Annotated in this window: 24 protein-coding genes and 1 pseudogene; 16 read left to right on the top strand and 9 right to left on the bottom strand. The window is 71.9% G+C overall.

The window, feature by feature from the left end; genetic code table 11:
- The first annotated feature begins 65 nt into the window (after positions 1–65).
- The 7 genes and pseudogenes from ACIGXJ_RS04135 to ACIGXJ_RS04105 all read left to right on the top strand — a co-directional run bounded on the left by ACIGXJ_RS04135 (position 66) and on the right by ACIGXJ_RS04105 (position 5,168).
- Positions 66–1,190, top strand: a complete 1,125-nt coding sequence (locus ACIGXJ_RS04135; protein WP_399642138.1) for a carbohydrate kinase family protein — start codon at positions 66–68, stop codon at positions 1,188–1,190.
- A gap of 165 nt (positions 1,191–1,355) precedes the next feature.
- Positions 1,356–2,423, top strand: a complete 1,068-nt coding sequence (locus ACIGXJ_RS04130) for a PhoH family protein (RefSeq protein ID WP_399641379.1) — start codon at positions 1,356–1,358, stop codon at positions 2,421–2,423.
- Between the two features lie 13 nt (positions 2,424–2,436).
- Positions 2,437–2,934 (top strand): rRNA maturation RNase YbeY, encoded by a 498-nt coding sequence (gene ybeY, locus ACIGXJ_RS04125; protein WP_399641377.1) that lies wholly within the window; start codon positions 2,437–2,439, stop codon positions 2,932–2,934.
- Between the two features lie 7 nt (positions 2,935–2,941).
- Positions 2,942–4,243 (top strand): hemolysin family protein, encoded by a 1,302-nt coding sequence (locus ACIGXJ_RS04120; RefSeq protein WP_399641375.1) that lies wholly within the window; start codon positions 2,942–2,944, stop codon positions 4,241–4,243.
- Complete coding sequence (locus ACIGXJ_RS04115) at positions 4,240–4,599, top strand: MmcQ/YjbR family DNA-binding protein (RefSeq protein WP_399641373.1); 360 nt, start codon at positions 4,240–4,242, stop codon at positions 4,597–4,599. Before ACIGXJ_RS04120 ends, ACIGXJ_RS04115 begins: the two co-directional genes overlap by 4 nt.
- A gap of 42 nt (positions 4,600–4,641) precedes the next feature.
- A pseudogene (locus ACIGXJ_RS04110) lies at positions 4,642–4,776 on the top strand (XRE family transcriptional regulator); the annotation flags it as partial.
- A gap of 38 nt (positions 4,777–4,814) precedes the next feature.
- Positions 4,815–5,168, top strand: a complete 354-nt coding sequence (locus tag ACIGXJ_RS04105; protein ID WP_399641371.1) for a cytidine deaminase — start codon at positions 4,815–4,817, stop codon at positions 5,166–5,168.
- Between the two features lie 40 nt (positions 5,169–5,208).
- Here the strand turns inward: ACIGXJ_RS04105 and ACIGXJ_RS04100 are convergent, their stop codons facing one another.
- Positions 5,209–5,547 (bottom strand): P-II family nitrogen regulator, encoded by a 339-nt coding sequence (locus ACIGXJ_RS04100; protein ID WP_399641369.1) that lies wholly within the window; start codon positions 5,545–5,547, stop codon positions 5,209–5,211.
- The gene (locus ACIGXJ_RS04095; protein WP_399642137.1) at positions 5,544–6,878 is read right to left on the bottom strand and encodes an ammonium transporter; all 1,335 of its coding nucleotides are present in this window, start codon (positions 6,876–6,878) and stop codon (positions 5,544–5,546) included. The genes ACIGXJ_RS04100 and ACIGXJ_RS04095 overlap by 4 nt, the downstream gene beginning before the upstream one ends.
- A gap of 170 nt (positions 6,879–7,048) precedes the next feature.
- Between ACIGXJ_RS04095 and era the strand changes: the two genes are divergently transcribed.
- Positions 7,049–8,002, top strand: coding sequence for a GTPase Era (gene era, locus ACIGXJ_RS04090; RefSeq protein ID WP_399641367.1), 954 nt, complete (start codon positions 7,049–7,051; stop codon positions 8,000–8,002).
- Positions 8,003–8,080: 78 nt separating this feature from the next.
- Here era and ACIGXJ_RS04085 read toward each other — a convergent pair whose 3' ends face one another.
- Genes ACIGXJ_RS04085 through ACIGXJ_RS04075 form a run of 3 tightly spaced genes read right to left on the bottom strand, consistent with a single transcriptional unit; the run spans position 8,081 to position 10,835 of the window.
- Positions 8,081–9,400: a GH1 family beta-glucosidase gene (locus tag ACIGXJ_RS04085; protein WP_399641365.1), complete on the bottom strand. Its 1,320-nt coding sequence runs from the start codon at positions 9,398–9,400 to the stop codon at positions 8,081–8,083.
- A 46-nt stretch (positions 9,401–9,446) separates the two neighbouring features.
- Entirely contained in the window at positions 9,447–9,713 is a 267-nt protein-coding gene (locus ACIGXJ_RS04080) for a protealysin inhibitor emfourin (protein ID WP_399641364.1), read from the bottom strand.
- A gap of 21 nt (positions 9,714–9,734) precedes the next feature.
- Positions 9,735–10,835 carry a M4 family metallopeptidase gene (locus tag ACIGXJ_RS04075; protein ID WP_399641362.1) on the bottom strand — a complete coding sequence of 367 codons (1,101 nt, stop codon included), beginning with the start codon at positions 10,833–10,835 and terminating at the stop codon, positions 9,735–9,737.
- Positions 10,836–11,133: 298 nt separating this feature from the next.
- On the opposite strand from ACIGXJ_RS04075, the gene leuA reads away from it, so the two are divergent.
- The 8 genes from leuA (at position 11,134) to ACIGXJ_RS04035 (ending at position 20,053) form a co-directional block, all read left to right on the top strand.
- Positions 11,134–12,855, top strand: coding sequence for a 2-isopropylmalate synthase (leuA, locus tag ACIGXJ_RS04070; RefSeq protein ID WP_399641360.1), 1,722 nt, complete (start codon positions 11,134–11,136; stop codon positions 12,853–12,855).
- Between the two features lie 185 nt (positions 12,856–13,040).
- The gene (locus tag ACIGXJ_RS04065; protein ID WP_399641357.1) at positions 13,041–13,739 is read left to right on the top strand and encodes a TerB family tellurite resistance protein; all 699 of its coding nucleotides are present in this window, start codon (positions 13,041–13,043) and stop codon (positions 13,737–13,739) included.
- 151 nt (positions 13,740–13,890) lie between these two features.
- Positions 13,891–15,966, top strand: a complete 2,076-nt coding sequence (locus tag ACIGXJ_RS04060; protein ID WP_399641354.1) for an MMPL family transporter — start codon at positions 13,891–13,893, stop codon at positions 15,964–15,966.
- Between the two features lie 99 nt (positions 15,967–16,065).
- Positions 16,066–17,232 (top strand): histidine kinase, encoded by a 1,167-nt coding sequence (locus ACIGXJ_RS04055; protein ID WP_399642136.1) that lies wholly within the window; start codon positions 16,066–16,068, stop codon positions 17,230–17,232.
- Positions 17,229–17,906, top strand: coding sequence for a response regulator (locus ACIGXJ_RS04050; RefSeq protein WP_399641351.1), 678 nt, complete (start codon positions 17,229–17,231; stop codon positions 17,904–17,906). Before ACIGXJ_RS04055 ends, ACIGXJ_RS04050 begins: the two co-directional genes overlap by 4 nt.
- A complete protein-coding gene (locus ACIGXJ_RS04045) occupies positions 17,906–18,340 on the top strand; it encodes a protein phosphatase (RefSeq protein ID WP_399641348.1) in 435 nt (144 codons plus the stop codon). The genes ACIGXJ_RS04050 and ACIGXJ_RS04045 overlap by 1 nt, the downstream gene beginning before the upstream one ends.
- 76 nt (positions 18,341–18,416) lie before the next feature.
- Positions 18,417–19,163: a DNA repair protein RecO gene (recO, locus tag ACIGXJ_RS04040; protein ID WP_196462843.1), complete on the top strand. Its 747-nt coding sequence runs from the start codon at positions 18,417–18,419 to the stop codon at positions 19,161–19,163.
- A gap of 56 nt (positions 19,164–19,219) precedes the next feature.
- A complete protein-coding gene (locus ACIGXJ_RS04035; protein ID WP_399641344.1) occupies positions 19,220–20,053 on the top strand; it encodes an isoprenyl transferase in 834 nt (277 codons plus the stop codon).
- Between the two features lie 36 nt (positions 20,054–20,089).
- On the opposite strand, the gene ACIGXJ_RS04030 is transcribed toward ACIGXJ_RS04035, so the two are convergent.
- The 4 genes from ACIGXJ_RS04030 to ACIGXJ_RS04015 are packed head-to-tail and all read right to left on the bottom strand — an operon-like array spanning position 20,090 to position 23,206.
- Positions 20,090–20,503: a Fur family transcriptional regulator gene (locus ACIGXJ_RS04030; protein WP_399641341.1), complete on the bottom strand. Its 414-nt coding sequence runs from the start codon at positions 20,501–20,503 to the stop codon at positions 20,090–20,092.
- A 59-nt stretch (positions 20,504–20,562) separates the two neighbouring features.
- Positions 20,563–21,465, bottom strand: a complete 903-nt coding sequence (locus tag ACIGXJ_RS04025; RefSeq protein WP_399641339.1) for a metal ABC transporter permease — start codon at positions 21,463–21,465, stop codon at positions 20,563–20,565.
- Positions 21,465–22,232: a metal ABC transporter ATP-binding protein gene (locus ACIGXJ_RS04020; protein ID WP_399641337.1), complete on the bottom strand. Its 768-nt coding sequence runs from the start codon at positions 22,230–22,232 to the stop codon at positions 21,465–21,467. The genes ACIGXJ_RS04025 and ACIGXJ_RS04020 overlap by 1 nt, the downstream gene beginning before the upstream one ends.
- 17 nt (positions 22,233–22,249) lie before the next feature.
- Positions 22,250–23,206, bottom strand: coding sequence for a metal ABC transporter substrate-binding protein (locus ACIGXJ_RS04015; RefSeq protein ID WP_399641334.1), 957 nt, complete (start codon positions 23,204–23,206; stop codon positions 22,250–22,252).
- Between the last annotated feature and the right edge of the window lie 64 nt (positions 23,207–23,270).

The raw sequence follows: 23,270 nt of genomic DNA, 5'->3' as shown, positions 1-23,270 counted from the left end.
CGTCGGCGTCCCCCGAGCGAGGTGGTGCACACTGGCCTGATCCGCACCATGCGTCAGGGAGCGCCATCGTGATCGCGTCCGAGGTGTCCATCGCAGGGGAGCCGCACCGCCGGTCCCAGGTCGACCCGCTCGCCGGGCTGCGCACGCCCGCCGATCCGCCCTGGGACGTCTACCTCACCGGCACCGTCTTCCTCGACATCATCTTCACCGGCCTCGACTCCGCGCCCGTGCGCGGCACCGAGTCCTGGGCCCGCGGCATGGGCTCCAGCCCCGGCGGCGTCGCCAACATGGCCACCGCCCTGGCCCGGCTCGGCCTGCGCACCTCCCTCGCGGCCGCCTTCGGCGACGACCACTACGGCGAGTACTGCTGGGACGCCCTCGCGACCGGCGAGGGCATCGACCTCGGCCCCTCGCGCACCGTGCCCGGCTGGCACTCCCCGGTCACCGTCTCCATGGCCTACGAGGGCGAGCGCACCATGGTCTCCCACGGCCACGAGCCCCCGCCCGAGGAACCCGCCCCCGACTGCCCGCCCCGCGCCCGGGCCGCGATCGCCTCCCTCACCCCGGGCCGGCGCGCCCCCTGGATCGCCCAGGCCGCAGCGAAGGGCACCCGCCTGTTCGCCGACGTCGGCTGGGACGACACCGGCGCCTGGGACCTCGCCGGGCTGGCCGACCTCGAACACTGCGAGGCCTTCCTGCCCAACGCCGAGGAGGCCATGCGCTACACCCGCACCAGCTGCCCCCGGGCAGCCGCCCACGCCCTGACCTCGTGCGTCCCGGTCGCGGTGGTGACGCTCGGGGCGGAGGGGGCGTACGCCGTGGACGGGCGGACGGGGGAGACGGCGGAGGTCCCCGCGATCGCCGTCGAGGCGCTGGACCCCACCGGGGCGGGCGACGTCTTCGTCGCGGGCTACGTCACCGGCACCCTGGCCGGCTGGCCGCTGGCGGACCGGCTGGCCTTCGCGGGCCTGACCGCCGCCCTGTCCGTCCAGGAGTTCGGCGGCTCCCTCTCGGCGCCCGGCTGGAGCGAGGTCGCCGCATGGTGGCGCAAGGTCCAGTCCGTCCAGGCCCAGGACCCCACGGCGCTCCAGCGGTACGCGTTCCTCGAGACGCTGGTCCCCGACGAGTGCGTACGGCCCTGGCCGCTGCGCCGGGCGGTCCCGACGATCGGCTTCGGCAGGTCGGCGTAGACGTGCCGGACGCGGGGGCCGCGACCGGCCGTCCGCGGCCCCCGCGAGGCCCCGGCCGAAAAGTCCTACGGCCTTCCCCGCACCCCGTCGTACCCTGGAAGCGCGAGGCCGCCCTCAGCCACGCGGCCGTGAAGAGGAGGAAACGCAGGCCTTCAGAGCCGGCCCATGACTCAGACACCCACAGCTCACAGCCCTGCGCAGGGGCAGGCACGAGCGCAGTTCACCGTCCCCGCCCAGCACCCGATGGTCACCGTGCTGGGGTCCGGCGACTCCCTGTTGCGCGTGATCGAGAAGGCCTTCCCGGCGGCCGACATCCACGTCCGGGGCAACGAGATCAGCGCGGTCGGCGACCCGGCGGAAGTCGCCCTGATACAGCGCCTGTTCGACGAGATGATGCTGGTGCTCCGCACCGGGCAGCCGATGACGGAGGACGCAGTGGAACGCTCGATCGCCATGCTGAGGGCGAGCGGGAACGGCGAAGGCCAGGAAGAGACCCCGGCCTCGGTGCTCACGCAGAACATCCTGTCCTCGCGCGGTCGCACCATCCGCCCGAAGACGCTCAACCAGAAACGGTACGTCGACGCGATCGACAAGCACACGATCGTCTTCGGCATCGGCCCCGCCGGCACCGGCAAGACGTACCTGGCCATGGCCAAGGCGGTGCAGGCCCTGCAGTCCAAGCAGGTCAACCGCATCATCCTGACCCGTCCCGCGGTCGAGGCCGGCGAGCGCCTGGGCTTCCTGCCCGGCACGCTCTACGAGAAGATCGACCCCTACCTGCGCCCGCTCTACGACGCGCTGCACGACATGATCGACCCCGACTCCATCCCCCGCCTGATGGCCGCCGGGACGATCGAGGTCGCGCCGCTCGCCTACATGCGCGGCCGCACCCTCAACGACGCCTTCATCATTCTCGACGAGGCCCAGAACACCAGCCCCGAACAGATGAAGATGTTCCTCACCCGCCTCGGCTTCGACTCGAAGATCGTGATCACGGGTGACGTGACCCAGGTCGACCTGCCCAACGGCACCCGGTCCGGCCTGCGCCAGGTCCAGGAGATCCTGGAGGGCGTCGAGGACGTCCACTTCTCCCGGCTGTCGTCCCACGATGTCGTCCGCCACAAGCTGGTGGGCCGTATCGTCGACGCGTACGAGAAGTACGACGACCAGCACGGCACCGAGAACGGCACGCACAAGGGCGGCCGGGGCAAGGCCGGGCACAAGGGGAAGTAGACCGAGCAGCACCATGTCGATCGACGTCAACAACGAGTCCGGAACCGAGGTCGACGAGCAGGCGATCCTCGACATCGCCCGCTACGCACTCGCACGGATGCGCATCCACCCGCTCTCCGAGCTCTCGGTGATCGTCGTGGACGCCGACGCCATGGAGCAGCTCCACATCCAGTGGATGGACCTGCCCGGCCCGACCGATGTCATGTCCTTCCCGATGGACGAGCTGCGCCCGCCGTCGAAGGACGACGACGAGCCCCCGCAGGGCCTGCTCGGCGACATCGTGCTGTGCCCGGAGGTCGCCAAGAAGCAGGGCGAGGAAGCGCCGACGCAGCACACCATGGACGAGGAGCTCCAGCTGCTCACCGTCCACGGTGTGCTGCACCTGCTCGGCTACGACCACGAGGAGCCCGACGAGAAGGCGGAGATGTTCGGCCTGCAGGCGGCCATCGTGGACGGCTGGCGCGCGGAGAACGGCCTGACCGGCCCCTCCCCGGCCCCGACCGTCTCGTAGAGCGGTCATGTCTGCGCAACTCGTCCTCGGGGCGATCCTCCTGGTCGTCGTCGCCTGGCTGGCCGCCTGCGCGGAGGCCGGCATCGCCCGCGTGTCCAGCTTCCGCGCCGAGGAGGCCGTCAAGTCCGGCCGCCGCGGCAGCGCCAAGCTCGCCCAGGTGGCCGCCGACCCCACCCGCTACCTCAACATGGCGCTGCTGGTCCGCGTCGCCTGCGAGATGGCCGCCGCCGCCCTCGTCACCTACGCCTGCCTGGAGGAGTTCGCCTCCACCGCGCAGGCGCTGCTGGTCGCCATCGCCGTCATGGTCCTGGTGTCGTACGTCGCCGTCGGCGTGTCCCCGCGCACCATCGGCCGCCAGCACCCGCTGAACACCTCGACCGCGGCGGCGTACGTGCTGCTGCCGCTGGCGCGGGTGATGGGCCCGATCCCGTCGCTGCTGATCCTCATCGGCAACGCCCTCACCCCCGGCAAGGGCTTCCGCCGCGGCCCCTTCGCCTCCGAGGCGGAACTGCGCGCGCTGGTCGACCTCGCCGAGCAGGAGTCCCTCATCGAGGACGAGGAGCGCCGCATGGTGCACTCCGTCTTCGAGCTCGGCGACACCCTCGTACGGGAGGTCATGGTGCCGCGCACCGACCTCGTCGTCATCGAGCGGTACAAGACCATCCGGCAGGCCCTCACCCTCGCCCTGCGCTCCGGTTTCTCCCGGATACCGGTCACCGGCGAGAGCGAGGACGACATCGTCGGCATCGTGTACCTGAAGGACCTCGCCCGCAAGACCCACATCAGCCGCGACGCCGAGTCGGAGCTGGTGTCCACCGCGATGCGCCCCGCGTTCTTCGTGCCCGACACCAAGAACGCCGGCGACCTGCTGCGCGAGATGCAGAAGGAACGCAACCACGTCGCCGTCGTCATCGACGAGTACGGCGGCACCGCCGGCATCGTCACCATCGAGGACATCCTCGAGGAGATCGTCGGCGAGATCACCGACGAGTACGACCGCGAACTGCCGCCCGTCGAGGACCTCGGCGAGGACCGCTTCCGCGTCACCGCCCGCCTCGACATCGGCGACCTCGGCGAGCTGTACGGCCTGGAGGAGTACGACGACGAGGACGTCGAGACCGTCGGCGGCCTGCTCGCCAAGGCCCTGGGCCGCGTCCCCATCGCCGGCGCCTCCTCCATGGTGGAACTCCCCGACGGCCGCAAGCTGCGGCTGACCGCGGAGTCCTCCGCGGGCCGCCGCAACAAGATCGTCACCGTGCTGGTGGAGCCGGTCGCCCCGCCCGAGACGGAGGAGCAGGAGGACGAGTGACCCCTCAGGAACTGCGCGCCCTCTGCCTGTCCTGCAACGCCGCAGTGGAGGACTTCCCCTTCCGGCCGGAGATCTCCGTCTTCAAGGTGCTGGGCAAGATGTTCGCCCTCACGGACCTGGGCGCGCGGCCCCTGACCGTCAACCTCAAGTGCGACCCCGAGGACGCCGTCCGGCTGCGCTCCGAGCACCCGGGCCTGATCACGCCCGGCTACCACATGAACAAGCGCCACTGGAACACCGTCACCGTCGACGGCGACCTGCCGGAGCGTCTGGTCCGGGAGCTCGTCGAGGACTCCTACGACCTGGTGGTGGCCGGCCTGCCCAGGGCGGACCGGCTGCGGCTCGACCGGCCGTAGTCCCGCCGCCCCGTCCGGCCGCCCGGCCGTTCGGTGGCGCTTATGAGGGTGCCCGCGCGGCCCGACCTCACCGTCGTGCTGCACACCCCGCCGGAGGAGGCGAACACCGCGGCCGGGCCGGAACGGCCGGCCAGTCCGGAGGGGCGGCGCGGGGCGATGTACCCCGTGGCGGGGTGAGGCGGAGCCGCCCGCGCACGCCTACGTATCCTCGGAGCATGACCGACACCAACGCGCTCGATCCCGAGGACCGCAAGATCGTCACCCTGGCCCGTTCGGCCCGCGCCCGCAACGGCGTGCCGGAGGGCGCGGCCGTCCGTGACGACACCGGCCGTACCTATGTCGCCGGGACGGTCGCGCTGGACTCCCTCCGGCTCAGTGCGCTGCAGACCGCGGTGGCCATGGCGGTGGCGTCCGGGGCGCGGTCGCTGGAGGCCGCGGCCGTGGTGACCGAGACGGAGTCGGTGCCCGAGCCGGACCTGGCCGCCGTGCGGGATCTCGGCGGCGCCGGGACGCCTGTGCTGGTGGCCGGGCCCGACGGTGCGGTGCGGGTGACGCTCACCGCGGGATGAGCGGCCCCGGCGGGGGTTTCGCGGGCGTGGCCGCCGGTGCCTACAGCGCGTCGGGACCGCGCTCGCCCGTCCTCACCCGTACGACGGTGTCGACCGGCAGCGCCCACACCTTGCCGTCGCCGATCTTGCCGGTCTGGGCGGCCTTGACGACGGCCTCGATGACCGCCTCGGAGTCGGCGTCCTCGACGACGACCTCGATGCGGACCTTCGGGACGAGGTCGATCTGGTACTCGGCGCCGCGGTAGACCTCGGTGTGGCCGCGCTGGCGGCCGTACCCGCTGGCCTCGCTGACGGTCAGGCCCTGGATGCCGAGTTCCTGAAGGGCGTTCTTCACCTCGTCGAGGCGGTACGGCTTGACGATCGCGGTGATGAGCTTCATGCCTGGGGCCTGACCTTCTGGGCGGTGGGGACGACGGAGTGGGCGACCGGGGCGCCGTGGCCCAGGACGCCGTGATCGTATGCGGTCTCCGCGTGCACCGTAAGGTCGAGACCGGTGTGCTCCTGCTCCTCGCTCGCCCGGAAGCCCAGCGTCTTGTCGATGAGCTTGCCGAGGCCGTAGGTGACGGCGAAGGCGTACGCCCCGACCGCCACGACGGCCACCAGCTGCTTGCCGAGCTGGCCCGGGCCGCCGCCGTACAGCAGGCCCTCCGTGCCGCCGGTCATGGACTCCACGGCGAAGACGCCGATGAGGAGCGTGCCGACGACGCCGCCGACCAGGTGGACGCCGACGACGTCGAGGGAGTCGTCGTAGTTCAGCTTGAACTTCCAGCTCACGGCGTACGAGCAGACGACACCGGCGGCGAGGCCGACGACGAGCGCGCCCAGCAGGGACACCGAGCCGCAGGACGGGGTGATGGCGACCAGGCCCGCCACCGCGCCGGAGGCGGCGCCCAGGGTGGTGGGGTGGCCGTCACGCCGCTGCTCGACGAACAGCCAGCCCAGCAGGCCGGTGCAGCCGGCCGCGAGGGTGTTGAGGAACGCGGCGGCGGCGAGGCCGTTCGCGCCGAGGGCCGAGCCCGCGTTGAAGCCGAACCAGCCGAACCAGAGCAGACCGGCGCCGAGCACCACCATGGGCAGGTTGTGCGGGCGCATGGCGTCCTTCTTGAAGCCCAGGCGCGGGCCCAGCACCAGGCACAGGGCGAGACCTGAGGCACCCGAGGTGATCTCGACCGGCAGGCCGCCCGCGAAGTCCAGCGCGCCCAGCCTGTCGAGGATCCAGCCGCCCGGGCCCCACACCCAGTGGGTGACGGGAACGTATACGAGCAGCGCCCACACCGGCACGAACAGCAGCCACGCCCCGAACTTCGCCCGGTCCGCGATCGCGCCGCTGATCAGCGCGGCCGTGATGATCGCGAAGGTGAGCTGGAAGGTGGCGAACAGAACGGTGGGGACCGTGCCCTGGACGCTGTCCGGGCCGATGCCGGACATGCCCAGGTGGTCCAGCCCGCCGATGAGCCCGCCGGCCGCGTCCTCGCCGAACGCGAGCGAGTAGCCGGCCGCCAGCCAGACGACGGTGACCAGGGCGATCGACACGAAACTCATCATCAGCATGTTGAGGACGCTCTTCGTGCGGACCATGCCGCCGTAGAACAGGGCAAGGCCCGGGGTCATCAGCAGGACGAGTGCGGTCGCGGCGAGCAGCCAGGCGGTGTCGCCGGTGTCGACGCGCTCCGCGGCGAGGGGCGCGGCCAGGGGCGCGGCAAGGGTCACGGTCGTCACGTGGTCTCCAACGCAGGGGGCTTGCGTCCGAGACTCACGGGTGTCGGTTTCCGCTCGCGTACGGGTGTGTTTCCGTGACGTTTCGTTGCGTACGGGTTTCCTGAAGCTCACCGTGGACCGCTTGGTACGGCGCGTGTCCCGGGATCAGGGAGAATGGGCGCATGAGCGTTCGCACCCAGTCATCCGAGCAGTCCTCCGAAGGCGTCCACCGGGCCGGCTTCGCCTGCTTCGTGGGCCGCCCCAACGCGGGCAAGTCCACCCTCACGAACGCTCTGGTCGGGCAGAAGGTGGCGATCACCGCCAACCAGCCGCAGACGACCCGGCACACCGTGCGGGGCATCGTGCACCGGCCGGACGCCCAGCTGATCCTGGTCGACACCCCCGGCCTGCACAAGCCGCGCACCCTGCTGGGCGAGCGGCTGAACGACGTCGTGCGGACCACCTGGGCCGAGGTCGACGTCATCGGCTTCTGCCTCCCGGCGAACGAGAAGATCGGTCCCGGCGACCGCTTCATCGCCAAGGAGCTGGCGGGGATCAAGAAGTCCCCGAAGGTCGCCATCGTCACCAAGACCGACCTCGTCGACTCCAAGGCCCTCGCCGAGCAGCTGATCGCGATCGACCAGCTGGGCAAGGAGCTGGGCATCGAGTGGGCGCAGATCGTCCCGGTGTCGGCGACCGCGAACAAGCAGGTCGACCTGCTGGCGGACCTGCTGATCCCGATGCTGCCCGAGGGCCCGGCCCTCTACCCCGAGGGCGACCTCACCGACGAGCCCGAGCAGGTCATGATCGCGGAGCTGATCCGCGAGGCGGCCCTGGAGGGCGTACGCGACGAGCTGCCGCACTCCATCGCGGTGGTCGTGGAGGAGATGCTCCCGCGCGAGGACCGCCCCGCCGACAAGCCCCTCCTCGACATCCACGCCAACGTCTACATCGAGCGCCCCTCCCAGAAGGGCATCATCATCGGCCCCAAGGGCAAGCGCCTGAAGGAGGTCGGCATCAAGTCCCGCAAGCAGATCGAGGCCCTGCTCGGCACGCCCGTCTTCTTGGACCTGCACGTGAAGGTCGCCAAGGACTGGCAGCGGGACCCGAAGCAGTTGCGCAAGCTGGGGTTCTGACCCGTCAGGGCCCGTCGGCCGTCATGCCCTGGAGGCCGACCACGCCCAGCAGGCGCAGCCCGGTCGTGGCGTTGTGAGTCAGTGCTTCAGCGACATCAACAGGTTCCTGAACCAGGCGTACGACGCCTTCGGAGTCCTCTGCCGGGTTTCGAAGTCCACGTGCACCAGGCCGAACCGCCGCGCATAGCCCTCCGCCCACTCGAAGTTGTCCAGCAGCGACCACACGAAGTAGCCGCGTACGTCCACGCCCGCCTCGATCGCGCGGTGCAGGGCGCGGATGTGGCCGTCCAGGTAGGCGATGCGGTCCTGGTCGTCGAGGCCGTCGTAGGAGCAGCCGTTCTCGGTGATGACGACGGGCGGGAGGCGGTCGCCGTAGCGGTCCCGGAAGTCCGTCAGCAGCTCCGTCAGGCCCTGCGGGACCACCGGCCAGCCGAAGTCCGTGAGCGGTACGCCGTCGATCTGCCGGACCGAGAAGGGGAGTTCGGCGGGCATGCGGACACCGCCGAAGTCGATCTCCGTGCCCTGGGGGGCGCCGACCTCGGTGGGGGCGTAGTAGTTGACGCCGTACCAGTCGAGGGGCTCGGCGATGACCTTCAGGTCGGCCGCCACGTCCCCCGGCATCAACTCGCCGACGCCGTCCGGGTACGCGCCCAGCAGCAGCGGGTCGGCGAACAGCCGGTTCAGCAGCAGGTCGTAGAAGTCGGCCGCCTCCACGTCGGCCTGTTCCCGCGAGGCCGGCCAGGTCGGGCCGTGGGAGTTGGCGATGCCGATGTCCGTCGCGCCGGCCGCGCGCAGGGCCCGGACGGCGAGGCCGTGGGCGAGGAGCTGGTGGTGGGCGACGGGGAGGGCGTCGAAGAGGAGCTGTCTGCCGGGGGCGTGGATGCCGAGGGCGTGGCCCAGCAGGGTGTGTTCGGCGGGCTCGTTGAGGGTGATCCACTTCCGCACGCGGTCGCCGAGGCGCCCGGCCACCACCGACACGTAATCGGCGAACCGCGCGGCCGTGTCACGCTCCAGCCAGTCCAGGGACGCGGGGAGGTCCCAGTGGAAGAGGGTCGGCACCGGGCGGACGCCCGCAGCGCACAGGTCGTCCACCAGACGGTCGTAGAAGTCCAGGCCGCCCTCGGTGAGCACTCGCGGCCAGGAGACCGAGAAGCGGTACGCGTCCACGCCCAGGTCCGCCAGCAGGGCCACGTCCTCACGGTGGCGGTGGACGTGGTCGCAGGCCACCGCCGCCGTGGAGCCGTCCTTGATCCGGCCCGGCTCGGCCGTGAAGACGTCCCAGACCGACGGCTCGCGCTCGTTCGCCGCGCCCTCGATCTGGTGGGCCGAGGTCGACACGCCCCACAGGAAGCCGGGCGGGAACTGGGGTATCGCGTTGGTCGCCATGCGCCGGATCATCCGTACCGGCGGTAACGGAAGTCAACGGGCAGGCGGCAGAAGGGCGTTACGCGCCCTCCTTGAGCACCCTCGTGATCAGCGTGCGCTGGTCGTCGGTCAGCCGTGGGTCCGCGCAGTACACCGTCCTGCCGTCGACCGTGATCTCGTAGCTGAACCCGTCCGGCACCCCGGCCGGGGGCGCGCCCCGGCCGGACGCGAGCGCGCGCTCGGCCAGGGCCTGCCAGTCCTGGGCGTCGGAGCGGCCCGAGGTGTCCACCTCGGCGTGCCGCTCGATGCCCGCGAAACCTCCCGTGCGCCTCACCTGAATCCGCATGGGTCCCTGTCTAGTACGGAACTACAGCGTGCGCACGCCGACCTGTTCCCAGGCCTTGGTGACGGCGGTGAGTTCGTCGCCCGTGCCGTAGCGGGCCCGGGCCGCCTTCACGGTGAGCGTGGCGAAGTCCGTGAACAGGGCGTCCTCGTGGAGCTCGCCGCCGGTCAGCACGTCGTACCAGATGCGTCCCGCCCGCTCCCAGGCGTGGCCGCCGAGGGCGGTCGCGGCGAGGTAGAAGGCGTGGTTGGGGATGCCGGAGTTGATGTGCACGCCGCCGTTGTCGCGGCCGGTGTGGACGTAGTCCTCCATCGTCGCGGGCTGCGGGTCCTTGCCGAGGACGTCGTCGTCGTACGCCGTGCCCGGCTCCTTCATCGAGCGCAGGGCCGTGCCCGTGACGCGCGGCGCGAGCAGGCCCGCGCCGATCAGCCAGTCGGCCTCGGCGGCGGTCTGGCCGAGGGTGTGCTGCTTGATCAGCGAGCCGAAGACGTCCGACAGCGACTCGTTGAGCGCGCCGGACTGGCCGAAGTAGGCCAGGTTCGCCGTGTACTGGGTGACGCCGTGGGCGAGTTCGTGGCCGATGACGTCGATGGGGATCGTGAAGTCGAGGAAGATCTCGCCGTCCCCGTCGCCGAACACCATCTGCTCGCCGTTCCAGAAGGCGTTGTTGTAGTCCTCCTCGTAGTGGACGGTCGCGTTCAGCGGGAGGCCCGAGCCGTCGATCGAGTCGCGCCCGAAGGCGCCGAGGAACAGTTCGTACGTCGCCCCCAGCCCGGCGTACGCGCGGTTGACGGTGGCGTCCCTGCCGGGCTCCTCGCCCTCGGCGCGGACCTTCCTGCCGGGCAGGGCGGTCCGGTGCCGGGCGTCGTAGATCGTGCGGTGCGGTCTGCCGGGCTCGGCTCCCGCGGGCGGGGCGGCGGCGGGTGCGCCGATCACCGTGGTCAGGCGGCGCTGGGTGCGCTCGAAGGCGTCACGCTGGAGGGTGCGGCGGGCGGGGCCGGAGAGTGCGGGGTCGTCCGCCCGGGCGAGTCTGTCGAGGACATGGGGCGGAACGATGGTGCAGAAGACGGACGTCATGCCGGGACCATCGCACCGTGCTACCGCTCTGTCACTACCTGCCACCATGATTGGTGAATTGTGAGGGTCCGGTCACCGTGTGTGGTCATGATGTGGTAGATACTGCCGGTTTTGTGTGGTTCATCGCGCGGTTCCCGCCGCCCCCGGGATGCCGCGGTCCCGCATACTGAAACGGAAAGGCCGCATGCGGAAGCGCTCGGCTAGCATGCTGCGCATCATGCGTTTCGGGCTGCTTCTCCTTAGCTGCCGCGGCGAGGGCCTGTAGTCCAGGTCGACTCCCTCCCCGCGGAGCTTGGCGTTGCGTCGTCGGCCGTCCTTCCGGACATCCTGAGGAGCCTTACGCATCATGGCGAACCGCCAGCAGCCCACCTCCATGCCGATCCACAAGTACGGCCGCTACGAGCAGGTCGACATCCCCGACCGCACCTGGCCGAACCAGCGGATCACCGCCGCCCCCCGCTGGCTGTCCACGGACCTGCGCGACGGCAACCAGGCCCTGATCGACCCGATGTCGCCCGAGCGCAAGCGCCGGATGTTCGACCAGCTGGTCAAGATGGGCTACAAGGAGATCGAGGTCGGCTTCCCCGCCTCCGGCCAGACCGACTTCGACTTCGTACGGTCGATCATCGAGGAGCCGGGCGCCGTCCCGGACGACGTCACCATCTCCGTACTGACCCAGGCCCGTGAGGACCTGATCGAGCGGACCGTGGAGTCCCTGAAGGGCGCCAGGCGGGCCACCGTCCACCTGTACAACGCCACCGCCCCGGTCTTCCGCCGGGTCGTCTTCCGCGGCTCCAAGGACGACATCAAGCAGATCGCCGTCGACGGCACCCGCCTGGTGATGGAGTACGCCGAGAAGCTGCTGGGCCCGGAGACGGAGTTCGGCTACCAGTACTCGCCGGAGATCTTCACCGACACCGAGCTGGACTTCGCGCTGGAGGTCTGCGAGGCGGTCATGGACGTCTACCAGCCCGGCCCGGGCCGCGAGATCATCCTCAACCTGCCCGCCACCGTGGAGCGTTCGACGCCGTCCACGCACGCGGACCGGTTCGAGTGGATGCACCGCAACCTGTCCCGCCGCGAGTACGTCTGCCTGTCCGTCCACCCGCACAACGACCGCGGGACCGCCGTCGCCGCCGCCGAGCTGGCGCTGATGGCCGGCGCCGACCGCGTCGAGGGCTGCCTGTTCGGCCAGGGCGAGCGCACCGGCAACGTCGACCTGGTCACCCTGGGCATGAACCTCTTCTCCCAGGGCGTCGACCCGCAGATCGACTTCTCCGACATCGACGAGATCCGTCGCACGTGGGAGTACTGCAACCAGATGGAGGTCCACCCGCGCCACCCGTACGTGGGCGACCTGGTCTACACGTCCTTCTCCGGCTCCCACCAGGACGCCATCAAGAAGGGCTTCGACGCCATGGAGGCCGAGGCCGCCGCCAAGGGCGTCACCGTTGACGACATCGAGTGGGCCGTCCCGTACCTGCCGATCGACCCCAAGGACGTCGGCCGCTCCTACGAGGCCGTCATCCGCGTCAACTCGCAGTCCGGCAAGGGCGGTGTCGCGTACGTCCTGAAGAACGACCACAAGCTGGACCTGCCGCGCCGCATGCAGATCGAGTTCTCCAGGCTGATCCAGGCCAAGACCGACGCCGAGGGCGGCGAGGTCACGCCGAAGGACATCTGGGCCGTCTTCCAGGACGAGTACCTGCCGAACCCGGACAACCCGTGGGGCCGCATCCAGCTGAAGGCCGGCCAGTCCACCACCGACAAGGACGGCGTGGACACGCTGACCGTGGAGGCCGAGGTCGACGGCAGGGAGGTCACGCTGGTCGGCACCGGCAACGGTCCGATCTCCGCCTTCTTCCACGCGCTGCAGGGCATCGGCGTCGACGCCCGCCTGCTGGACTACCAGGAGCACACGATGAGCGAGGGCGCCTCCGCGCAGGCCGCCTCGTACATCGAGTGCGCCATCGACGACAAGGTCCTGTGGGGCATCGGCATCGACGCCAACACCACCCGCGCCTCGCTGAAGGCGGTCGTCTCCGCCGTGAACCGCGCGGCCCGCTGACCCCTCCCACCCGGAGCCGTGGGCCCCGTCCGCCGTACGCACGGCGGGCGGGGCACCGTCGTATACCGGCCAAATGATCTCCGAGGTCACGGAAAGGTCTCGTCCGGGGTGCTGACTAGGCCCGCGTGATGTGGCTAACATCACGCCAGCGCGGCGATGTTGCCGCGGGGTGACGGAGGTGCGACGTGCTGCCTGGACGGGGACGAGACGGCCGAGCCGACAAGGCTGCCCGCATCCTGGGCACCCGCATCGCGTGGACCGCCGTCGGCGACGGGCAGTTCTTCTGCCCCGGCTGCGGCGGCGACCGCAACTACCAGCGGCTCACCGGACGCCGCCGTTTCACCCTGCTGGGCGTCCCCGTGCTGCGGCGCGGCGAGACCGGGCCGGCCGTGGAGTGCGCCGACTGCGGGCGCCGCTACGGCACGGACGTCCTCGACCACCCCACCACCAGCCGTTTCTCGGCGATGCTCCGGGATGCCGTGCACACCGTCGCCCTCGCGGTGCTGGCCGCCGGGAGCGGACCCCGGGCGCGGCTCGCCCTGACCGCGGCGGCCGGCGCGGTGCGCCGGGCCGGGTTCGACGACTGCACGGAGGACCAGCTCAACGCGCTGGTCGAGGCGCTGGAGGCGGACACCGGACGGGTGTACGGGGCCCCGTGCGGACCCGGCCTCGCGATAGAACTGCACGAGGCACTGGACCCGCTCGCCCCGCACCTCGCCCCGGCCGGACGGGAGGCGATCCTGCTGCAGGGCGCGCGGATCGCCCTCGCGGACGGGCCCTACACACCGGCCGAGCGTGAGGTCCTCGCGACGGTGGGGTCCGCCCTGACCCTCGCGGCGGACGAGGTGACCCGGCTGCTGACGGCCGCGGGTACGCCGTCCTGAGCGCCCGGGGTTACTCCCCGAGGAGTAGTCCCGCCCCCGCGCCACCCCTCGCAGTACCCCTCGGCTCGGCCCCGCGCCCGACGAATCGCCGGTTCCCGGACGGGAGTCTGGAGGCACATCCAGACAACCTTGCCGGAGGGAGGCCCGATCCATGGGGGCCGCAAAGACACGGACGCAGGCGCGGCGCAGAGCCGTGCCCTGGCTGGTGCTCGCGCTGTGGGTCGGCGTGCTGGCCGTCGCGTCGCCGTTCGCCGCGAAGCTCGCGGACGTACAGCGTGACCGCGTCACCGACTACCTGCCCGCGAGCGCCGACTCCACGCAGGTGGCCGAGCTGCAGGAGCAACTGCCGGGCGGCGAGACCACCCAGCTCGTCCTCGTCTACCACCGCGACGGCGGCCTCACCGAGGCCGACCGGCGCACGGCCGACCGGCAGGTCGCGGCGATCGACGGCGAACACGCGCTGACCGCCACCCCGCAGGGCGTGCCTTCCAAGGACGGCGCGACGCTGATGTACCCGGTCGGCAGCAACGAACCCGGGGACGACGAGGACCTGCGCGACGCGTTCGTCAACGACGTCCGCGACACCGTCCACGGCGGGGACGGCCTGACCGTCGACGTCGGCGGCCCCGGCGCGCTGCTCACCGACTCCGCGGAGGTCTACAACTCCCTCGGCGGACCCCTGCTCTACACCACCGCCGGTGTCGTGGCCCTGCTGCTGATCCTCATCTACCGCAGCCCCGTGCTGTGGCTGCTGCCGCTCGTCGTCGCCGGCGTCGCCGACTACCTGTCCATGGCCGTCGCCTACGGCGTCAACCAGACGTTCGGCACCGCCGTGTCCGGCGCGAGCTCCGGCATCATGACCATCCTCGTCTTCGGCGCCGGCACCGACTACGCCCTGCTCCTGGTCTCCCGCTACCGCGAGGAACTGCGCCGCATCGAGCGCCCCTACGACGCCATGCTGGCCGCGCTGCGCGGCTGCGGCCCCGCCGTGCTCGCCTCCTCCGGCACCGTCGCCGCGGGCCTGCTGTGCCTGCTCGCCGCCGACCTGAACTCCAACCGCGGCATGGGCCCCCTCGGCACCGTCGGCGTGCTGTGCGCCCTCGTCGCGATGCTGAGCCTGCTGCCCGCGATCCTGGTCCTGCTCGGCCGGCGCGTGTTCTGGCCGCTCGTGCCCGCCTTCGGCAGCACCCCCAAGGCCCGCCGCTCGCTGTTCGCCGCGATGGGCGGCTCCGCCGGACGCCGCCCCGTCGCGGTCCTCGTCTCCGGCGCCGTCGCGCTCGGCGCGCTCGCCCTCGGCGCCCTCAACCTGCCGGGCACGCTCAAGCAGGAGGACTCCTTCGTCGACCGGCCGGAGTCCGTCACCGCCATGCTGGCCCTCGCCGAGGCCTACCCCGAGAGGTCCAGCCAGCCCATCACCGTCATGACCCCCGCCGACCGCGCCGCCGCCACCCTCGCCGCGGCGCGCACCACCGAAGGCGTCGACAGCGCCCGCCTCGGCCGTACCGGAAACGGCTGGACCGAGGTGTCCGTCACCGCCTCCGCGCCGCCCCAGACGCCCGCCGAGACCCGCACCATCGAGGCCCTGCGCGAGAAGCTCGACGGCTCCTACGTCGGCGGGCCCAGCGCCCAGCAGCTCGACCTGAAGGACGCCAGCGCCCGCGACCAGAAGGTCGTCGTCCCGATCGTCCTCGTCTCCGTCCTGCTCATCCTCATCGCCCTGCTGCGCTCCCTGGTCGCCCCGCTGATGCTGGTGGCCGCCGTGGTCGCCGTGTGGGGCGCGGCCCTCGGCATCGGCGGGCTGGTGTTCGGGCCGCTGCTCGGCTTCGAGGGCACCGACCCCGGGCTCGGGCTGCTGTCCTTCGTGTTCCTCGTCGCCCTGGGCGTCGACTACGGCATCTTCCTCATGCACCGCATGCGCGAGGAGTCCCTCGGCGGCGCCGAACCCGCCGCGGCCGCGCTCACCGCGCTGCGCACCACCGGAGGGGTCATCGCCTCCGCGGGCCTGGTCCTCGCCGCGACCTTCGCCGTGCTGATGAACATGGGCCTCGTCCAGCTCGTCGAACTCGGCTTCGTCATCGCCGTCGGCGTGCTGCTCGACACCTTCCTCGTGCGCACCTATCTGGTCACCAGCGCGAGCGTCGCCCTCGGCCGCACGGTGTGGTGGCCCGGCCGGATGTCCCGGGTGCCGCGGCCCGAGCCGGTGGCCCGGGAGCCCGAACGCGTCTGAACCCGCAAAGGCGCCCCTGCCTGCCGGAGGGGCGCCTTCCTCACGGAAGATGAGGCCGTGCCCGAAGCAGCCCCCAAGCCCCGCGCCGGTGAGCGGATCATGGCGGTGATCAACCGCGACCCGCGGACCGCCCCGCACGCCCGCCGCAACGACCTCCTGCTCGTCCTCGCCACCACCGCCCACGCGGTCGTCGTCGCCCTGGTCACCGACCCGGCCCGGCGCCCCGACGCGCTCGGCTGGACCCTGCTGATCGCCGGGCAGCTGCCCAACCTGTGGCGGCGCAGCCATCCGCTGCTCGTGCTGGCCGCGGTCATCGGGACGCTGCTGCCCTACCACGCCCTCGACTACAACCACACCGCGCCCGTCCCGGCGTCCTACGTCGCGCTGTACACCGTCGCCGTCACCTGCCGGCCCCTCTACACGCTGCTCACCAGCGGCACGGCCCTGACCGTGGCGATGAGCATCATGGTGTTCGTCAACAAGCACCAGGCCGCGGAGCTGCTGCGGATCTTCGGCTGGGTGATCGCCGTGGTCTTCGCCGGCCTGAACGTCCGCTACTACCGCCAGTACGTCGCCGCCATCGTCGAGCGCGCCGAGCGCGCCGAACGCACCCGCGAGGAGGAGGCCCGCCGCCGGGTCGCCGAGGAACGCCTGCGCATCGCCCGCGACCTGCACGACCTGCTCGCGCACAGCATCACCCTGATCGGCGTGCAGACCTCGGTCGCCGCGCACGTCCTGAACGCCGACCCCGACCGGCTGGACCGGGCGACCGTCGCCAAGGCCCTCGACGACATCGCCGAGACCTGCCGCTCCGCGCGCGGCGAACTGCGCACCACCCTGGAGGTGCTGCGCGAGCACGGCACGGCCGACGCCCGCGGCCCGCTGCCCGACCTGCACGCCCTGGACGGCCTCGCCGAGGCCGCGCGGGCCGCCGGCGCCAAGGTCGACCTGTCCGTCATGGCCGGGGACGTGCCGCCCGCCGTCGGCGCCGCCGCCTACCGGATCGTGCAGGAGGCCCTCACCAACGCCGTACGCCACGGCGGCCGGGACGACCTCGGCATCCGCGTCGGGGTGCACACCGGGCCGGACGCCCTGCGGGTCACCGTCACCGACGACGGGGCCGGCTCCGGCGGCGGCACCCCCGGGTTCGGGCTCGTCGGCATGCGCGAGCGGGCCCGCAGCGTCGGCGGCACCCTGGACGCGGGTCCGCTGCCCGGCCAGGGCTTCGAGGTCAGCGCCGTACTGCCCCTGGGAGGAACCCCGTGACCATCCGCGTCCTGCTCGCCGACGACCAGACCCTCGTACGGGCCGCGTTCGCGATGCTCGTCGAGTCCGCCAAGGACATGGCCGTCGTCGGCGAGGCCGGCACCGGCCGCGAGGCCGTCGAACTGGCCCGCGGGGAGCGCGCCGACGTGGTGGTGATGGACATCCGCATGCCCGACCTCGACGGCATCGAGGCGACCCGGCTGATCGCCGCCGACGAGGACCTCGCCGGGGTGAAGGTGCTGGTGCTCACCACGTACGACACCGACGAGCACATCGTCGAGGCGCTGCGCGCCGGGGCCTCCGGCTTCCTCGTCAAGGACACCCGCCCCGCCGAACTCCTCGACGCGATCCGCACCGTGGCCGGCGGCGAGGCCCTGCTGTCGCCCGGGCCGACCTCCCGGCTCATCGCCCGCTTCCTGCGCAGCCCCGTCACGGCGCCGGCCGAAAGCGCCGGACCGGAGTGCCTGTCGGAGCGCGAGCGCGAGGTGCTCACCCTGGTCGCGCGCGGCCTGAACAACACCGAGATCGGCGAGGCCCTCGGCCTCAGCCCGCTCACCGCGAAGACCCATGTCAGCCGCATCATGGGCAAACTGGGGGCACGGGACCGGGCGCAACTGGTGATCGTGGCCTACGAGTCGGGGCTGGTGACCCCGGGGACGGTGGGAGGGACCTGATGGCGGAGGTGTGGGAGGCGGGCGCACCGGGGGTGCTGCGCCTGCCGTCGGGGCGGCTCGTGCGGGGCAGGGGGCTGCGCCGGCCGCTGGACGCCGACGCGCCCCCGCCGGCGTACGGCGTGTACCTGCTGGGCCGCAGGCCGCCGGCCGTCCCCTGGGAGAGCCGCTGGCTGCGCTGGCCCGACTTCCGGCTCCCGGCCGACCGCGAGGCCGCCCGCACGGTGCTGGCCGAGGCGTGGCGGCGGGCCGCCGCCGAGCGCGTGGAACTCGCCTGCGGCGGCGGCCGCGGCCGCACCGGGACGGCCCTGGCCTGCCTCGCCGTCCTGGACGGCGTCCCGGCCGAGGAGGCCGTGGCCTACGTGCGCGCCCATTACGACCGCCGGGCCGTGGAGACGCCCTGGCAGCGGCGGTACGTGGAGCGCTTCGGCGGGTGACCGGGCCGGGGCACCTGTGACGCCGGTCTCGCCGTAGCGGGGACCGGGCGGGTTCCGGTGCGGGAGAATGGGCGGCATGAGTCTGTTCCGCGATGACGGCATTGTGCTGCGCACCCAGAAGCTGGGTGAGGCGGACCGGATCATCACGCTGCTCACGCGGGGGCACGGGCGGGTGCGGGCCGTGGCGCGCGGGGTGCGGCGGACCAAGTCGAAGTTCGGGGCCCGGCTGGAGCCGTTCTCGCACGTCGACGTGCAGTTCTTCGCGCGCGGCAGTGAGCTGGTGGGGCGGGGGCTGCCGCTGTGCACACAGAGCGAGACCATCGCGCCGTACGGCGGCGGGATCGTCACCGACTACGCCCGCTACACCGCCGGCACGGCCATGCTGGAGACCGCCGAGCGGTTCACCGATCACGAGGGGGAGCCGGCCGTGCAGCAGTATCTGCTGCTGGTCGGGGCCCTGCGCACGCTCGCGCGCGGTGAGCACGCCCCCCACCTGGTGCTCGACGCCTTCCTGTTGCGCTCCCTCGCCGTCAACGGCTACGCGCCCAGCTTCGGTGACTGCGCGAAGTGCGGGATGCCCGGCCCCAACCGGTTCTTCTCCGTGGCCTCGGGCGGCTCCGTGTGTGTCGACTGCCGGGTGCCCGGTAGCGTCGTACCGTCGCCGCAGACGCTCGAACTGCTCGGCGCGCTGCTCACGGGTGACTGGGAGACCGCCGACGCGTGCGAGCCGCGGTACGTGCGGGAGGGCAGCGGGCTGGTGTCCGCCTATCTGCACTGGCACCTGGAGCGCGGGCTGCGCTCCCTGCGGTACGTCGAGAAGTAACACCCACAGCACCAGACAGCACCACACAGCCACAGCACGAGGGAGACGAGACACCCATGGTCGTACGCGGGTTCCTGGGGCGCCAGCGCCGCGAGTACAGGACGCCGGAGCCGCACCCGTCCGGCGCGCGGCCGCCGAAGCTCCCCGGTGAGCTGGTCCCGAACCACGTCGCGATCGTCATGGACGGCAACGGACGCTGGGCCAAGGAGCGCGGTCTGCCCCGCACCGAGGGCCACAAGGTCGGCGCCGAGCGCGTGCTCGACGTGCTGCAGGGCGCCGTCGAGATGGGCGTCGGCGCGATCTCCCTGTACGCCTTCTCCACCGAGAACTGGAAGCGGTCCCCCGACGAGGTGCGCTTCCTGATGAACTTCAACCGCGACTTCATCCGCAAGACCCGGGACCAGCTGGACGAGCTGGGCATCCGGGTGCGCTGGGTCGGCCGTATGCCCAAGCTGTGGAAGTCGGTGGCCAAGGAGCTGCAGATCGCCCAGGAGCAGACCAAGGACAACGACCGGCTGACCCTGTACTTCTGCATGAACTACGGCGGGCGGGCCGAGATCGCCGACGCGGCCAAGGCGCTCGCGGAGGACGTGAGGGCGGGCCGGCTGGACCCCGCGAAGGTCACCGAGAAGACGCTCCAGAAGTACATGTACTACCCGGACATGCCGGACGTGGACCTGTTCCTGCGGCCGAGCGGTGAGCAGCGCACGTCCAACTACCTGCTCTGGCAGAGCGCGTACGCCGAGATGGTCTTCCAGGACGTGCTGTGGCCGGACTTCGACCGGCGTGATCTGTGGCGGGCCTGCCTGGAGTTCGCCTCCCGCGACCGGCGGTTCGGCGGGGCCGTCCCGAACGAGGAGCTGCTCGCCATGGAGGGCCGGCAGGAGTAGCGGCCGGGGGGCGCCCAGGCGCCCCCTCGTCGTCTCTCAGGGCTTGGCCGCGCAGTCCGCGCAGGTGCCGAAGATCTCCACCGTGTGGGCCACGTTCACGAAGCCGTGTTCCGCGGCGATGGCCTCCGCCCAGGTCTCGACGGCCGGGCCCTCGACCTCGACGGCCTTGCCGCAGGCGCGGCAGACGAGATGGTGGTGGTGGTCGCCGGTGGAGCAGCGGCGGTAGACCGACTCGCCGTCGGAGGTGCGCAGGACGTCGACCTCGCCGGCCTCGGCGAGGGACTGCAGGGTGCGGTAGACCGTGGTGAGGCCGACGGAGTCGCCCTTGTGCTTGAGCATGTCGTGCAGTTCCTGCGCGCTGCGGAACTCGTCGACCTCGTCGAGGGCGGCCGCCACCGCGGCACGCTGCCGGGTGGCGCGGCCCTTCACGGGCGGTCCAGCGGTCGTCACCGGTTGCCTCCTCACGTCTCGCCTTGCCGGGCCATTGTGCCAGCCCCGGCCGGGGGCGGTCAGACGCCGACTTCCTTCCCGGGGCCCCGGCTGGCCGGAATCGCGCACTCCGCCGGGTCTCCGGTGGGCACCGCGGCGGCCGCGGCCCGGGCCCTGCGGCGGGCCAGCGGGGCGGCGAGGGCGGTGAGCGCGATGAAGGCGCCGATGGCGAGCAGCACGATCGTCGCTCCGGGCGGCACGTCCTGGTAGTAGGAGGTCACCGTGCCGCCGGTGGTCACCGTGACGCCCAGCGCGACCGCGATGGCGAAGGTCGCGGCGAAGCTGCGGCTGATCTGCTGCGCGGCGGCCACCGGGACCACCATCAGGGCCGAGACCAGCAGCAGGCCGACCACGCGCATGGCGACCGTGACGGTCACCGCGGCCGTGACCGCGACGAGCAGGTTCAGCGCGCGCACCGGGAGCCCGGTGACCCGCGCGAACTCCTCGTCCTGGCTGACGGCGAACAGCTGGCGGCGCAGCAGCAGCGTGGTGAGGATCACGAACGCGGCCAGGACGCAGATGGCCGTCACGTCCGACTCGGACACCGTGGACAGGGAGCCGAAGAGGAAGGAGAGCAGGTTGGCGTTGGCGCCGCCGGGCGCGAGGTTGATCAGCATCACGCCGCCGGCCATGCCGCCGTAGAAGAGCATGGCGAGGGCGATGTCCCCGCGGGTCCTGCCGTACCAGCGGATCAGCTCCATCAGGACCGCGCCGGCGACGGAGACCAGGGTGGCCATCCACACCGGGGACCAGGACAGCATGAAGCCGAGGCCGACGCCGGTCATGGCGACATGGCCGATGCCGTCGCCCATGAGGGCCTGGCGGCGCTGGACGAGGTAGATGCCGATCGCGGGCGCGGTGATGCCGACGAGGACCGCGGCGATCAGGGCCCGCTGCATGAAGGCGTAGTTCAGGAATTCCATCAGCTCAGCAGTCCTGTGCGGAGCGGCTCGGCATCGTGGGCCGCGTGCGGGTGTACGTGGTCGTGGCCGGGCAGCGCGTGCTGGCCGACCGCCTCGGGCGGCGGGCCGTCGTGCAGGACGCAGCCGTCGCGCAGGACGACCGCCCGGTCGATGAGGGGCTCCAGCGGGCCCAGCTCGTGCAGCACCAGCAGCACCGTCGCGCCCGCGGAGACCTGGGTGCGCAGGGTCTGCGCCAGCACCTCCTGGCTGGCCAGGTCCACGCCCGCCATCGGCTCGTCCATGATGAGCAGCTCGGGCTCGGAGGCGAGCGCGCGGGCGATCAGCACACGCTGGTGCTGGCCGCCGGAGAGGGCGTCGACGGAGTCCTTGGCGCGGTCCGCCATGCCGACGAGCTCCAGGGCGCGGCGTACGGCCGCGTGGTCGGCCTTGCGCAGGACGCCGAGGCGGGCGCGGGACAGGCGGCCCGCGGAGACGACCTCGGTGACGGTGGCGGGCACGCCGCCCGCGGCGGTGGTGCGCTGCGGCACGTAGCCGACGCGCGCCCAGTCGCGGAAGCGGCGGCGCGGGGTGCCGAACAGCTCGATCTCGCCGGCCGACACCGGCACCTGGCCGATGACGCTGCGTACGGCGGTGGACTTGCCCGAGCCGTTCGCGCCGAGCAGCGCGACGACCTCACCGCGGCGCACGGTGAGGTCGATGCCGCGCAGGACGGTGCGCGAACCCAGCTCGGCGCGTACGCCCCGCAGGGATATGACGGGTTCGCTCATGGCGTCCTCCGTGGAGATCATTTGCTGCCCAGGGCCTTCTGGAGCGCCTGGAGGTTGGCCTGCATGACCTGGATGTAGTCGTCGCCTCGGGACTGGTCCGAGATGCCCTCGACCGGATCGAGGACGTCCGTCCTGAGGCCGGCGTCGGCGGCGAGGGTCTTCGCGGTCTTGTCGGAGACAAGTGTCTCGTAGAAGACGGTGGTCACGCCGTCGGCCTTGGCCTCCTCCTGGAGTTCCTTGATCCGGGCGGGGCTGGGCTCGCTCTCCGGGTCGAGGCCGGAGATGGCCTCCTGGGTGAGGCCGTAGCGCTCGGCGAGGTAGCCGAAGGCGGCGTGGTTGGTGAAGAAGACCTTGCTCTCGGTGTTCTTCAGGCCCTCGGCGAAGGAGGTGTTCAGTTCGCCGAGCTCCTCGACCAGGGCGGCGGTGTTCTTCCTGTAGTCGGCGGCGTGGTCGGGGTCGGCCTTCTCGAAGGCCTTGCCGACGCCCTCGGCGATCTCCGCGTACTTGACCGGGTCGAGCCAGACGTGCGGGTCGAGGGCGTGCTCCTCCGCGGAGCCCTCCTCCTCGCCGCCGTGGTCGTGGCCGTCCTCGACGCCGAGGTCCTCCAGCTCGGTGAGCTTCGCCGCGTCGATCTTGTTCGCGGTGCCGGCCTGCTGCATCGCCTCGTCGACGGCGGGCTGGAGGCCGGAGAGGTAGAGGGCCGCGTCGGACTCCTCCAGCTGTGCGCGCTGCTGGGCGCTGACGTCCAGATCGTGCGGTTCCTGGCCGGGCTCGGTGAGCGTGGTCACATGGACGTGGTCCCCGCCGATCCGCTCCGCGAGGAACTCCATCGGGTAGAACGACGCGACGACGTCGAACTTGTCCGTGTTGCCCGCAGCCGAGCTGTCGGAGGAGCAGGCGGACAGGGTCCCGAGACCGACGGCGGCCGCCGCCGCGATCGCGATCCGGGATATGTGGGGTCGTCGTACGTTCATGACACTCATTTTCAGCAAAGATGGAAACCATTGTCAACAAAGCTGCTGAACGGCCCGAAGGCCG

Origin of the sequence: Streptomyces sp. NPDC053367 (assembly GCF_044545925.1) — a bacterium.
Classification (GTDB): domain Bacteria; phylum Actinomycetota; class Actinomycetes; order Streptomycetales; family Streptomycetaceae; genus Streptomyces.
Note: the sequence above shows the minus strand (reverse complement) of the source record. Positions and strands in the feature narration are given on the sequence as shown.